Origin of the sequence: Candidatus Microthrix parvicella Bio17-1, from assembly GCF_000299415.1 — a bacterium.
GTDB classification, from domain to species: Bacteria; Actinomycetota; Acidimicrobiia; order Acidimicrobiales; family Microtrichaceae; genus Microthrix; species Microthrix parvicella.
Map to the genome: position 1 here is coordinate 40,404 of NZ_AMPG01000009.1, position 13,402 is coordinate 53,805.

Sequence of the window (13,402 nt, forward strand, 5' to 3'; positions counted from 1 at the left end):
TCACGTAGGAGTAGAACTGCGTCCTCTTGGACTTGCATGTTTGCACTCGAAAGGACGTCGATCAGGACCATGTGCTCGCCTGGCCTCGCTCGGCGAGCTCTCGGCAGCCATCCAACCATGGAATCCTCGTCCTCAGGGTCCGCCATGAGATTAGACGCGCGGTGTAGTTTGGGCGTGTGGAGATCACCGATGAGGCGTTGAAGGACTGTTTGGGGGCGGTTCTGCCGCATCTGGATGAGCGGCAGCGTCGCTTGTGTGCGGGTGCTGTGGCAGAGATGGTCGGTCGTGGCGGGCGCACGAAGGTCGCCAAGTTGACTGGTATGTCCCGTTCGACGGTGATCAAGGGAGCAAACGAGATCGTGGCCGGCGCGGAGGTGAGCGACTGGGTCCGCGAAGAGGGCGCTGGTGACAAACCCGCGATCGAGAAACAGCCCGGCTTGTGGGAAGCGATCGAGGAGTTGGTGTCGCCAACGACACGGGGTCATCCGATGTCGGCGTTGCGGTGGACCCTGAAGTCGACCTACGAACTGTCCCGAGAGGTCAAAGCTCAGGGGTTCGTTGCGTCAGCAGAGCTGGTCCGGCGCCTGTTGGCCCAGAACGGCTATTCGTTGCAGGCCCCATCGAAGCAGGCCGAAGGGTCAACGAACCCCGACCGGGACGGCCAGTTCCACTATCTGGGTGGCCTCGTCGACGCGTTCTTGGACTCGGGTGATCCGGTGCTGTCGGTGGACACCAAGAAGAAGGAACTGTTGGGCAACAAGTCCAACGGTGGCACCGAATATCAGCCCAAAGGCGAACCGGTCCGGACCGACGTCCACGACTTCCCCGACCCGGCCTTGGGCAAAGCAATCCCCTACGGGGTCTACGACGTTGCGAACAACGAAGGTTGGGTATCGGTCGGTGACACAGCCGACACCTCCGAGTTCGCCGTTGCGGCGATTGAGAAGTGGTGGGACACCCTCGGCAAACACAAGTTCCCCAACGCGACCCGACTGTTGATCACCGCCGATTGTGGCGGGTCGAACGGGTACCGGGTCCGAGCTTGGAAATGGCATCTCGCCCGACTCGCCGAACGAACGGGCCTGGACATCACGGTGTGTCACTACCCGCCCGGCACCTCGAAATGGAACAAGATCGAGCATCGGATGTTCAGTTTCATCACGATCAACTGGCGAGGCCGCCCTCTCACCAACATCCGCACCGTCGTCGAGCTGATCTCAGCGACGACCACCCAAGGCGGGCTCACCATCCAGGCCGCCTACGACGCCCACGTCTACCCCAAAGGCGTCAAGATCACCGACGCTCAGTTCAACGCAATACCGATCACCAAACATGACTGGCACGGCGACTGGAACTACACGATTAGCCACACACCCCAAACGTCCAACTAAACCCGCGGCGGGCCCTCAGTATGGTCCAGGTGGAACCCGAGCAACGCGGCAAAGCTGGATTCAGTCGACCGGGGAAGCAAGAGTAGACTCACCACAATTACAGCCCCAGCCAGAAGGATCGCTCCGAAGGCAACCGATGCTTGGCTGAAATTATACAGGTAAGGCAACCTAACTCGACCCTCTTCCGCATATATGTGTACAGTTACCCCTGCGAGAATCGCTGGAAGAAGGTAGGGAAGAAGGCCTCGGAGAAACCTCCTTAATGATCTTCTTGCGATCGAGGAAGATCTCCGCAGCAAGTCGTAGGTCGAACTAACTTGCGCAGATTCGTCGTCTTGACTAGCTGTTTGGCAAACCAAGAACGCTATGGATGTGGCCAGTCCAAAGGCCACGGTGACGGGAGCCAAGTTGGGCGCCCCAGCAAAGGCCGTTGAAGCCACAAGCCAGAAAGCCAACGCTGCAGCGCTTCCAGCGATCCCGGCCATGGCAGCCCGGAGGCGCACTGAAATCATTCTTGATTTTCTGGCTGGAGTCATGAGGTTCGACCTAGTTGTGATGATGCGGGAAAAAGGGAAGGTAAGGATTCGATGACGTCGAGAGTTTGGAGTGAGAGGGTGATGACGCGGCCGATGAGGTCGAGGATGTATCGGGGGTCGTCATGTTCGTCGGCCCAGTCGTTGGGGTCGTTGACGATGCCGGAGGCCTTGTCGGTCTTGATGTAGTAGCGATCGATGATCCAGTCGACGCCGCTGCGGGTTCCGAGCTTGTAGTCGTGGGCTCGTTCGGGGATGCCGGTCAGAGTGAGGTGCGGGTTGTAGATCAGCTGGGTGCGGTCCGGGACCTTCTTGCCAGTCTTGGGGTCAGTCACCTTGGGGTAACGCATCTTCTTGTCGCCGACGCGGAGGACCGACGGGTCGGTGGTGGGGTCGGCGCCGTGTTGCCACTGCTCTTCGAGCGGGTAGGGCTCGACGGTTTCGTAGCCGATGTGGAGTCCCATGAGTGCTGCGCCAGCGTCTCGGTAGGCGTCGAAGGAGGCCCGGTTGCCGGGCAGCGGAACGCGGGGTGCTTCCTTCTTGAGGTTCGATTCGTACCGCTCCCGGAACTCTGGCGAGTGGAGGGCGCCGTAGACGAAGTGGAAAACGTCGTCGTCGTCGATGTCGGGCCCAAGGGTTACTTGGAAGCGGCGGACGGCATCGGGGTTGAGGTTGGAGACCTTCCTCCAGCCGGACTCGCCGCCAAAGAGACTGTCAGCGTCGTCAGGCTCCTCGTACCGCCAACGGGCCAAGAACGATGTCGCGTCAGAGCCGATCAGATGGAGACAAGGGATCGTGTCCGTGGCTGTGACGCCAAATGGGGATTTTGAACCCTGCGTGACAATGCTGATTCCCCGGTTCGTCGCCTCTGGCGTGGGGTAGAGCTTCGGTAGCTGGTAGGTGTCGTTGTTGACGGTTCTATCGAACGCGACACGCTGCTTTAGGAACGGCCGATACAGGCTGGTGCGGAGCATGTCGTCGGTCAGTTCGTATCGCTGGCCTTTCGCCATGCGAGCGAAATCACCTCGGTCCCAGCTGTGTTTCGTGTCATCTCGGTCGGCGAACGCGGCGGCCCCCTCCTTGGTGTCGGCCACCCCCTCAGTCGCCACGGCACGGAGGTAGTCGCCAACCTGAGAGTTGTAGTGGCTGATCATGCGCTCGACGTTGGCCGAGAGTTTCGATTGAGAGGAGTTGTAAACCCACGCGTCCCTCGCTGTGACGAGACCGAGTGTCTTGGTGTGGAAGATGCCGCCAACTCCCGCTAGCGGGATGTGCATGTCGTATGTGGCATCACGCTGGTTGATCCAGTCGCCGGAGGAATTCGGCTGGACTGAGTCCCAAAGGAGGTTGGCAACGGTGGCACGTTTGACCAGTTCAAGCTTGGCCTGCCGGTTGAGGTAGTCGCCGATGTCGTGATAGTGGATTTGTGCGCCGCCGGTGGGGGGTGATCCCGGTTGGCGGATAAGGAGGGTGATGGCCACGGTGTTGCGGCTTCCCGATCCGAACACCTTCCCGCCTTCGCGTCGTGATTGTTCGCCGGACGTTCGTTGGTTGCCGCGTAGGTTGTAGATGTAGATGTGGTGGAATTCGTCGGCGAGGGTGAGGCGGATCCCATCGCCTGAGTTGGAATCAATCCAGCCGCCGTTGGAGACGAAGCCGACGATTCCGCCGTCGGGGGAGGCTTGGATGCGGTTGGATGCCCAACGGATGGCACGGATATACGAGTCGTAGAGCTTGGACTTCAACGTCGCTGAAGATCGCTCGGCGTACGTCGATGCGATCGATGCATCGAGGGTGGGATAGTCGAGGTTCTGATTGTCGTCATTCTGGGACGTCTGCCCGACGGAGTACGGCGGGTTGCCGACGATCACTCTGATGTCGAGCGTCTTCTGTTTGTCGGCCCGGGCGTTGTTGCGGGGGAAGAACAGTTCGTCCATTGGGTCCCCTGCTTCGGAGAGCTGGAACGTGTCGGTGAGCACGATCCCATCGAACGGCATGTACGCGTTGCCTTGAGCGAGGGCGTTGTAGGTGGTCTCAATGTTGATTGCTGCGATGTAGTACGCGAACAGGACGATCTCGTTGGCGTGGAGCTCCTCCCGGTACTTGCGGTCGAGGTCTTCGGGTTGTATCAGGCCGGAGTCGAGCAAACGGGAGATGAAGGTGCCGGTCCCTGTAAACGGGTCGAGAACGTGCACGCCTTCGTCAGAGATGGTGGTTCCGTCGAAGTGCTTGACGAGGAGATCGTTGACGGAGCGGTTGATGAAGTCGACGATCTCGACAGGGGTGTAGACGATACCGAGTGCTTGGACAGTCTTAGCCTGGATCCACCGGTGGGGTTTGCGTGTGACATGAGTTGAATGTTCCTCAACGCGACAAGTGCCCCCTTGGGGTGGGAAACTTCGAGTGTTCAAAGCACAAAGATTTCCACGCACGAGGAGGCACTGCCGGTGAGCAGTCTGGTCTATGGCAACGGTCCGATCAAGATCGACTTTGACGATCCGAAACTGTCTGGTGATGGCGGGCTGATGTTGGTCTCAGCCATGTTCGAACGGTTGGGTGTCGCCGAGACCGCACAGCGGTGGGTGAACGTCCAAGGGGATGGGTCGGCGAACGTCGGACCGAAGCTGGAAACGCTGGTCGCCACGATGATCGCGGGTGGTTCCCACATCGACCACGCCAACCGGCTCCGCGCTGGTGCTACCAACCAGCTGTTGGCTCATCACACGTATGCGCCGTCCACGTTGGGCACGTGGCTTCGGTGTTTCGACAAAGTGTCGGTCACCCAGCTCGATCTGCTCGCGGGTGAGTTGTTCGTCCGGGCGTGGAACGCCGGGCTGGCCCCGTGGCGTCACGGCACCGTCGTCGTCGATTTCGACTCGACGATCGCCCGGGTGTTCTCCTCCGCGAAGGAAGGCGCCGCCTACGGCTACACCAAAGAGTTGGGCTATCACCCGCTGGTCGCCACGATCGCCGACACCGGGGAGATCGTCGCGTGTGGGAACCGTGACGGCAACGCCCACACCGCTGCCGGTTCGCGTCGGATGTTGTCGATCGTTGTTGGTCGGCTTCGGCGGGCGGGGCACGTCGGACCGATCGAGATCCGGGCCGATTCGGGGTTCTGGTCCGAGAAGTTGATCGACCGGTGTGTTCACCTGAATGTCGGGTATTCGGTGACGGTGAAACGAACTTCGCGGATGTGGGACCTGATCAACACGGTTCCCGAGGACCGTTGGGAGCCAATCGTCTATCCGGCCGGTGTTGCCCAGGTCGCCCAGATCTTCGATGACAAGTGGGGGCGGATCATCTGCCGTCGGGTCCGTAACACCGCCGACGGTGCGCTCTTTGATACGTGGGAACACCACGCGTTCATCACCTCGAACGGGCTCCCAACCGTCGAGGCCGACGCCTACCATCGTGCCCACGCGATCGTGGAGTTGAACATCCGTGATCTCAAAGCCGCTGGGCTCGCCCACATCCCGTCGGCAGACCGTCACGCCAACGCCGCGTGGGTGATCTGCGCGGGGATCGCCCACAACATCGCCCGCTGGGCGACCAACTTCGACACCGACGGGTTCCCGGTCCGACAACGCACCACCCTCGCCACGATCCGGCACCTGTACATCGCGTTCGCGGTCCGGGTGTGTCGCCCACAAGGCAAACCGAGGATCTCCGGACCTCTCGACTGGCCCGCAGCCGAATGGATCCAAGCATGCAACTCCTCGATCGCGGCCATGCCCCGCTGGTCGGGATAGCTCCCACCCTGGCGGCCCCGAACCCGCCATACAACACCGACCGTCCGGACACACCCCACCCTGCCACGATCCTGGTTTCGGCGCGCCCCGAACCACAGAAACCACACCAAACCATGAATGGGCGTCAGTCAAACGTCACAATCCGCGACTGTTATCAAACACCGGTGGATCCAGGCTTAGGGAGGGCCTTGCGGAAGAACTGTTCGTAGAGCTCGGTGATGACGCGTTGGCGGCCGTCGGCGGTGTCGATCCCGCCGATGAGCATGCGGATGTGTTCGTAGAACCCTTCGAGCGCTGCGGTTTCGGCAGCGAGGTTGGCGTCATCGAGGGTGGCGATCATGGTGTCCATCACTTGGGACACGGGGTTGGCGGCGGTGAACTGGTCGTGGCCGAAGAGCGCTTCGAACACTGGCCGGGTGATGAGGTGCTGGGAGAGCATCCCGATGGCGTCTTCGCGGGTGACGGCATCGTTGAGGTTGTTCTGGAGGGCGGCGAGGAACTCGTCGAACCGGGCGACAGCCTCGGGGTTTTGGTCGGGATGGGCAAGGAGTCCGCGGATGCGAGTCTCCTGGGCTGCGGCGATCTTGGCGATGTCGTCGGCCCAGTTGGCCATGTACTTGCGGTTGCCGACCTTCTCCACGATCCGGGCGTAGAGGGCGTCGTGCCACTCGTGAAGGTCCGGGAGTTCGAGCTGGGTGCCTTTGGCTGATTCGGTGGTCTTGAGCTTGTCGCCGGGGTTGGCAGGATCGTCGCCGCCGTTGCCGAGACCGATCCCGATCACCCGGATCTTCGATGACGTCTTGTTGATGTCGATCTTGTTGATCTCGGCTTCGAGGCGCTCGTCGTGGGACCGGAGCGCTTGGAGGACCTGCCAGACCACCTTGTAGCTCTTCTGATCGCGAAGGGCGTCCTCGGGCGCGACACCGGCCGGGATCCCGACCGGCAAGATCACATACCCAAAGTCCTTGCCCTCTGCGAGGCGCATCACCCTGCCGACCGCCTGAACGACGTCGACGATGCTCTTCCGGGCCTGGAGGAACAGCACCGCGTCCAACGCTGGTACATCGACCCCTTCGGTGAGGCACCGGGCGTTCGACAGCACTCGACAAACGCCCTGGCCCGGTGGTTCCTCCAACCAGGCAATCGCTTCGGACCGGACCTTCACGTTGGTCTTGCCGTCAACGTGCTGGGCTTCGACCTTCACTGCGTTGCGGTGCTTGCGGTCCTCGAACACCTCGTTGGCAATCTCGGGGAACGCATCGGTGAACGCCTTCGACTGCTTGATGGTCGACGAGAACGCGACCGCCCTCCTCATCGGAACGTCGTCGTCATCGAACTGCGGTCCGCGTTTGGACAGGCCATGCCAACAGCCCACGATCCGCGACACATCGTCCAAGCCGAGCTCACCGTCGGTCTTGGCGAGCTGGCGTTGGAACGCCGACGACACGGCGTCCTCATTGACCGCCAACACGATGACCTTGTAGTCACACAACAGGCCTTGAGCGACCGCTTCGCCAAAAGCGAGTTCGTGAAAGATCGGCCCGAACGTCGACACGTCGTCCATCGACGCCACCAACACGTCGCCCTCGGCCGCCTTGGCCTTGGCCTGGTCCCCATACACCCGGGGTGTTGCGGTCATATACAGCCGCTTAGCGGCGTTCACGTACTCATTGAAATGGACCTTGGTAAACGTCGACTGGTCGTCGATGTCGGAGAAGGCGCCGGTGGTGCGGTGGGCTTCGTCGCAGATCACCAGATCGAACTGACCGATCCCGTCCTCCTGGGCCTGGGTGATCACATCAATCGACTGGTAGGTGGAGAACACCACCGTCATGTTGCTGTCAGTAGCCCGCGCATTGACCGCGTCCAAGAGCGCCTGGGTGTTCGTGGACGCCGGGATCGACAGGTCGTTGGCCGACATGTCCTCGTCGCTGCGCCGTTTTCCTGCGTGGGCGTCCGAGCAAACGGCGAACGTCGCCAGCGACACCTCAGCGTTGCTCGCCCACGCCTTCACTGACTGCGACAGCAGGTTGATCGACGGCACCAGGAACAGCACCGAGCCCCCGACACCCACCTGCTTCTCGGCCAAGCGAAGCGATGTGAGGGTCTTGCCGGTGCCGCACGCCATGATTAGCTGCCCGCGATCCGCCGTCTCCAGCCCCGCCGTCACGTCGTCGATCGCGTCAACCTGGTGAGGGCGGAGCTTCAGCGGATCCTGAAGCGCCAACTCGGCTGGCTTCTCGATCCTGAACGAGTTCCAATCGAGAGCAGACTCCTCAAAGTCGGCCACCCGCCACATCGTCGTGTCCTTGGCGTGGCTATCGAGGTTGACCTCCACCTTGGGGGACTCCGCCCCGGCCGTGGACACGATCATCCCCGAAGTGAACTCGGGCCGACCCAACATCCCTACAAACGTCGCAACGTTCGGCCACGACAACGACGCCGTCGGTGCATAAAACTTGCACTGGATCGCCACCAAATCCCCGGTGCCCCGCTCACGAGCCACCAAATCGATCCCAGTGTCGGCCGCCCCAGCACGGCCAGGCCAGTCCATCCACGACCACACCGCATCGAACCGCTCCGCCCACACCGGATCAGTCTGAAAATACGCCTCGCAAAACTCCTCGAACCGGCGACCCTTCGCGGCCTGCGACTTCGCCGCCCCCTCGAACTCCTCCAACAACTGCCGGAACGTCGTCACCCAGCATCTCCAACCCCTCGGGAACCTACCTGCGAGGGTAGTTCGGACGAGCGGGTCAGCCGCCACCTCAGCTCGGTGAGCTGACCCTGAGGGAGCTGGATACCCCTCCTGCGGAGCGAGCGGCGGTCCTGGTCAGCTCAATTCGTCGTCAGCGAGTACGACCCGCCGTATCGGAGGAAAAGGCACATCTACGCTCGTAAGTGACACCGAGATTTCTCTCCTCCGGAAAGAGGCTGCATCCCAGTCGGGCTGCCCGAGCTGAGAGTTCTTGTACGGTTTGAGCAAGGCTTCAAGCACCCCCTTGAAGCCAGGCGGGACTAGCCACCTCGCTAGAGCCTCACCATCAGGCGGGCTTCTGGTTCCGCCGGGTCGCCTGCGCTGATGGTGGGGCTCGCTCCGCCCATTCCGGAACCGTCTCTCGCCGACCAATCCCACTGCGCGGCGGTAGCGCGTTGGCGATGAAGATCCTCGGAGCGTTGATGGCCGCAATCCTTCTTGGTGGTGGAGCGATGATGGGAATGGGCTACTCGCACCAACAGCAAGCGGCGGCCGCATCCATCGGCGGGGTGTCGTGTGTCTTGCCGCCCGGCCAGGGTCTTCCTGCTGTCGGACCGTGGCCAGACACGCTCAACCCCGTCCATGTCGCCCAGGTGGCCGCCGCCGCTGGTTTCACCGGTGAGGACCTCACGCTGGCGGTCGCTATCGCTTCAGCCGAGAGCAGCCACCGACCGCACTTGACCAACCAGAACACCGACTCCCATCGCAGCGTCGACTACGGGCTCTGGCAGATCAACGGCTACTACCACCCCGACAAGATGGCGATGGGCGACTGGGGCAACCCGTGGGACAACGCCAAGATGGCCAACGCCGTCTGGTCCGAGGCGGGCGGATCGTGGAAGCCGTGGGTCACCTTCAACAAGGGCCGTCATCAGCCGTTCATGGCAACTGCGTCCGCGGCGGCGACGCTCCTGACCAAGCTCGGGACCGATGCCGGTACATGCATCCCCGGCCCGGCTGGTGAGGGTGGCGCCGCCTCCCCCGGCGGCCCCGCAGCTTGTGCGGCCGTGTCGGGTGCCGTCCCTGCAAGTCAGACCGTTCCTGTTCGACACCGTCGAGGCACGACCACCGTCCACCGGTGTATTTCCCCTCACGTCGCAGCGCTGTTCGCAGCGGCCCAGGCGGCTGGACTCCCGCTTGGCGGAGGTGGATACCGCGACCCTCAAGGTCAGATCAGAACCAGGCGCAACAACTGCGGGCCCTCGAGCTACGACATCTACGAGAAGCCGTCGACCGCCTGTCGGCCGCCCACGGCCAAGCCCGGGACCTCGATGCACGAACGGGGGCTGGCGATCGACTTCACCTGCGGCGGCCAGACGGTCCGACTTGGCGACCAATGCTCCCGTTGGCTGCTCGCGAACAGCAAACGGTTCGGACTCACGAACTGGCCTCAGGAATCCTGGCACTACAGCTCGAACGGCCACTGATCCACGTGGCGATCCAGCCTTCGATGCTCCCCCGCTCCACCTACGGTTCTTCCTTGCGGACGGTCATCGAGCCGGACGGTTGGCAACGCCTCCGGCGTGCAGCGGGACGAACGACTGGAGGGTCGTGCGCATGGTGTGGCGAGGTGACGATCGCCCGTAGGTGGCGGACCTGGGAAACCCATGAGATGTGGTCGTTCGACGTGGCCACCAAGCGCCAGGTGCTCACCGCCATCGTCGCTTTGTGCCGCACCTGCCACCTCACCCAGCACGTCGGCTACGCACGCCGTGAAGGGCTGGAGGACGACATCGTCGCCAGGACCATGGAACTCAACGGATGGTCCGTTGCTGAGACCGCGCGGGCGATCGCTCAAGCCGAGCACCTCGCATCACGACGCGGACGGACCGCATGGGACCTGGACCTCACCCGGTGGCGGAACCACATCGAGCTGCCGGACTGGCCCGAGCTGTTCATCCCGGCCGACGCTCGACGGGCAGCGGTGGTACGCACCATCACCGGCACGCCCTGAGCGTCACTCCCTCCCGTTACTCTGCGCCCATGGACACTGCTCAGCTGATCCAGTCGGTGAGGGACGGCGACTACCCGCAGGTCGCCACCGCCGTCGCGATTCCGGCCGGGCACCGGGCACTCACCGTCACGCCCGGAGTCGTGTGGTGGCGCTACGGCGCTGGGTGGGACCAGGGAGAGAACATTGAGGTCACCACAACCAGCCATGACGCCCGTAGGGAACTTGACTTGCAGGGCAGGAGAGATTTGAACTCTCAACCTTCGGTTTTGGAGACCGGTGCTCTGCCAATTGAGCTACTGCCCTTCGCAACACCCGAAGGTGTTGGTGAACCCGCAAGCCTACCGGAGGCGGCTACCCGACCGGAAGCTGAATGCTCGATCCGCCAGCCGGCAGCACCATTCAGCGTGGGAGGACAGGTTCAGGCCGAGGCCGCTGCGGGCCGCGACCGGCGCGACCGAGCGGCGATCAACACGCCCCCTGTGAGGCCGGCGGCCGTAGCTGCAACGATTCCCCCGACGTAGGCCACCCGGCGGCGGTTGATCAACGACCGAATGGCCTGGTGTTCGCCAACCTCACCGACAGCGGCCAGCAGTTCTGGCAATGCACCCGGCGCCGGCTCAATCACCTCGGTTCGCAACGAGTGCATGGCCCGGAGCAGCTTCCGATACTGCACCAGTTCTGCTTGACACCGAAGGCACGTCTCCACATGGGCGCGATGCGCCGCCTTCAGTCCGTCGGTGCCATCCACTGCCTGCGGCAACGAATCGGCGATGTCCTCACAGATCACGGCTGCCCACCACAATGTCGGGCAACAGCTGGTCGCGCAGCTGATGTCGGGCTCGGTGTAGCCGCACCTTGGACGCCGAGACCGAAATGCCGAGCTGATCGGCGATGTCCTCGTGGGTCAGGTCGTAGATATCGCGCAAAACCACCACCGCCCGGAGCTTGGGCGCCAACGTGCCCAGCGCCTCGTCCAGACGGGCCCGCAGTTCGGTGCTCTCCGCCCTGCCAACCGGATCGCGGCTGGGCTCGGCGTCCGTTGGTTCCGGCTGATCGTCCAGGGCATCGTGGCGATGCCGGGAACGCTTCTTCAGGTGGGTCGATGCACAGTTGGCCGTGATGCGGTACATCCAGGTGGAAAACTTGGCGTCGCCCCGAAACTTGCCGATGCTGCGGTACCCGCGCAGGTAGGCCTCCTGTGCGACATCGAGGGCATCGTCCTCCGACCTGCACAGGCGCAACGCAAGGGTGAATACATCCCGGTAGGTGGCGGCCACCAGCGATTGGAAGGCTTCGCGGTCCCCGGCTTGTGCCGCCTCGACCCATGCCGACATCTGTTTGTCGCCCGCCGGGCCGTCGGGCACGGCGTTCAGAATGCGTGCCAGCGGCGGCACTGTTGAGTAGAGGTCGGGTGGGGTCGATGTGAGTTCGACCGAGACGGCCCCGTCAACGTTACGCAGCGGCTGAATCCGGGACGCGCCATGGCGGGACGCTGGGCGTCCGGCCATGGGTACATTCTCGGTCATACAGCCGACGCTGGGGTCAGCGAGTCTCGCGGTGCACGGTGTGCTTGCGGTCCCACGGGCAGAACTTGGAGAGTTCCAAGCGTTCCCGGGTGTTCACCTTGGACTTCACCGTGGTGTAGTTGCGACGCTTGCACTCGGTGCATTCCATCGTCGCCTTGATGCGCTTGTCAGATGCCATAACCAACCCTCACTTGATGATCTTGGTGACTCGGCCCGCACCAACCGTACGACCACCCTCACGAATCGCGAACCGCAAACCCTCTTCCATCGCGATCGGCGCAATCAACTCCACCGTCATCGACGTGTTATCCCCAGGCATCACCATCTCCTTATCCGCCGGCAACGTCACCGTCCCCGTCACATCCGTCGTCCGGAAATAAAACTGCGGCGAATACGCCGAGAAAAACGGCTTATGCCGACCACCCTCATCCTTGGTCAACACATACACCTGACCCTCAAAATCCGTATGCGGAGTAATCGACCCCGGAGCAGCCAACACCTGCCCACGCTGCACCTCATCCTTCTCCACACCACGCAACAACGCACCAATATTGTCCCCAGCCTGACCCTCATCCAACAACTTACGGAACATCTCCACACCCGTACACGTCGTCTTCTGCGTCGGCTTCAAACCAACAATCTCAATCGCATCACCAGTATGAACAGCACCCTGCTCAATCTTCCCCGTCACCACCGTCCCACGACCAGTAATCGAGAACACATCCTCAATCGGCATCAAAAACGGACGATCCAAATCACGCTCAGGCTGCGGAATATACGCATCCACCTGCGCCATCAACTCCATCACCTGATCCTGAGCAGCCTCATCACCCTCAAGCGCCTTCAACGCCGACACCGGCACCACCGGAATATCATCACCCGGGAACTCAAACTCGCTCAGAAGCTCACGAACCTCAAGCTCCACCAACTCCAACAACTCCTCATCATCAACCATGTCAACCTTGTTCAACGCCACAACAATCGACGGAACACCCACCTGACGAGCCAACAACACATGCTCACGAGTCTGCGGCATCGGACCATCAGCCGCCGACACCACCAAAATCGCGCCATCCACCTGCGCCGCACCCGTAATCATGTTCTTAATATAATCCGCGTGACCAGGCATATCCACATGCGCATAATGCCGGTTCTCAGTCAAATACTCCACATGCGACACATTGATCGTGATCCCACGCTCACGCTCCTCCGGAGCCTTATCAATATTGTCGTACGCAGTCGCCTCGTTCCCCTCCACCCGATCAGCCAACGTCTTCGAAATCGCCGCAGTCAACGTCGTCTTACCATGGTCAATATGACCCATCGTCCCCACATTCATATGAGGCTTGTTCCGCTCGAACTTCTCCTTGGCCATGAGTGTTGCTCCTTGTCAGGTGGGGGTGATTGTGGTGGGGGTGATTGTGGTGGGGGTGATTGTGGTGGGGGTGATTGTGGTGGGGGTGATTGTGGTGGGGGTGATTGTGGTGG

10 protein-coding genes and 1 tRNA gene are annotated in these 13,402 nt (G+C 62.1%); 4 read left to right on the top strand and 7 right to left on the bottom strand.

Features of this window, described 5'->3' with window-relative positions; genetic code table 11:
- The first annotated feature begins 182 nt into the window (after window positions 1-182).
- On the top strand, window positions 183-1,391 hold the full coding sequence (locus MPARV_RS0119890) for an ISAzo13 family transposase (RefSeq protein WP_420886298.1): 1,209 nt from the start codon (window positions 183-185) through the stop codon (window positions 1,389-1,391).
- A gap of 532 nt (window positions 1,392-1,923) precedes the next feature.
- Here the strand turns inward: MPARV_RS0119890 and MPARV_RS0119895 are convergent.
- A complete protein-coding gene (locus MPARV_RS0119895; protein ID WP_020379514.1) occupies window positions 1,924-4,119 on the bottom strand; it encodes a type ISP restriction/modification enzyme in 2,196 nt (731 codons plus the stop codon).
- A 252-nt stretch (window positions 4,120-4,371) separates the two neighbouring features.
- On the opposite strand from MPARV_RS0119895, the gene MPARV_RS0119900 reads away from it, so the two are divergent.
- Window positions 4,372-5,676, top strand: coding sequence for an IS1380 family transposase (locus MPARV_RS0119900; RefSeq protein ID WP_020378501.1), 1,305 nt, complete (start codon window positions 4,372-4,374; stop codon window positions 5,674-5,676).
- Between the two features lie 154 nt (window positions 5,677-5,830).
- On the opposite strand, the gene MPARV_RS0119905 is transcribed toward MPARV_RS0119900, so the two are convergent.
- Entirely contained in the window at window positions 5,831-8,377 is a 2,547-nt protein-coding gene (locus MPARV_RS0119905; RefSeq protein ID WP_020379517.1) for a restriction endonuclease, read from the bottom strand.
- Window positions 8,378-8,835: 458 nt separating this feature from the next.
- Here MPARV_RS0119905 and MPARV_RS23285 point away from each other — a divergent pair, with 458 nt between their 5' ends.
- Window positions 8,836-9,861 (top strand): VldE C-terminal domain-containing protein, encoded by a 1,026-nt coding sequence (locus MPARV_RS23285; protein ID WP_020379518.1) that lies wholly within the window; start codon window positions 8,836-8,838, stop codon window positions 9,859-9,861.
- 143 nt (window positions 9,862-10,004) lie between these two features.
- Window positions 10,005-10,388, top strand: a complete 384-nt coding sequence (locus MPARV_RS0119915) for a hypothetical protein (RefSeq protein WP_157789754.1) — start codon at window positions 10,005-10,007, stop codon at window positions 10,386-10,388.
- A 230-nt stretch (window positions 10,389-10,618) separates the two neighbouring features.
- On the opposite strand, the gene MPARV_RS0119920 is transcribed toward MPARV_RS0119915, so the two are convergent.
- From MPARV_RS0119920 to tuf, 5 genes are all read right to left on the bottom strand, one after another.
- Window positions 10,619-10,691 (bottom strand) — tRNA-Trp (locus tag MPARV_RS0119920).
- Between the two features lie 115 nt (window positions 10,692-10,806).
- A complete protein-coding gene (locus tag MPARV_RS0119930) occupies window positions 10,807-11,175 on the bottom strand; it encodes an anti-sigma factor (protein WP_031279525.1) in 369 nt (122 codons plus the stop codon).
- On the bottom strand, window positions 11,165-11,914 hold the full coding sequence (locus MPARV_RS0119935; RefSeq protein ID WP_020379521.1) for an RNA polymerase sigma factor: 750 nt from the start codon (window positions 11,912-11,914) through the stop codon (window positions 11,165-11,167). Before MPARV_RS0119935 ends, MPARV_RS0119930 begins: the two co-directional genes overlap by 11 nt.
- 16 nt (window positions 11,915-11,930) lie before the next feature.
- Complete coding sequence (rpmG, locus tag MPARV_RS0119940; RefSeq protein WP_012229764.1) at window positions 11,931-12,092, bottom strand: 50S ribosomal protein L33; 162 nt, start codon at window positions 12,090-12,092, stop codon at window positions 11,931-11,933.
- A 9-nt stretch (window positions 12,093-12,101) separates the two neighbouring features.
- Window positions 12,102-13,289, bottom strand: coding sequence for an elongation factor Tu (gene tuf / locus MPARV_RS0119945; RefSeq protein ID WP_020379522.1), 1,188 nt, complete (start codon window positions 13,287-13,289; stop codon window positions 12,102-12,104).
- Between the last annotated feature and the right edge of the window lie 113 nt (window positions 13,290-13,402).

Coding starts and splice junctions, on each gene's coding strand:
- MPARV_RS23285 (WP_020379518.1), top strand. CDS start 8,836: ATGAAGATCCTCGGAGCGTTGATGGCCGCAATCCTTCTTGGTGGTGGA.
- MPARV_RS0119935 (WP_020379521.1), bottom strand. CDS start 11,914: ATGACCGAGAATGTACCCATGGCCGGACGCCCAGCGTCCCGCCATGGC.
- rpmG (WP_012229764.1), bottom strand. CDS start 12,092: ATGGCATCTGACAAGCGCATCAAGGCGACGATGGAATGCACCGAGTGC.
- tuf (WP_020379522.1), bottom strand. CDS start 13,289: ATGGCCAAGGAGAAGTTCGAGCGGAACAAGCCTCATATGAATGTGGGG.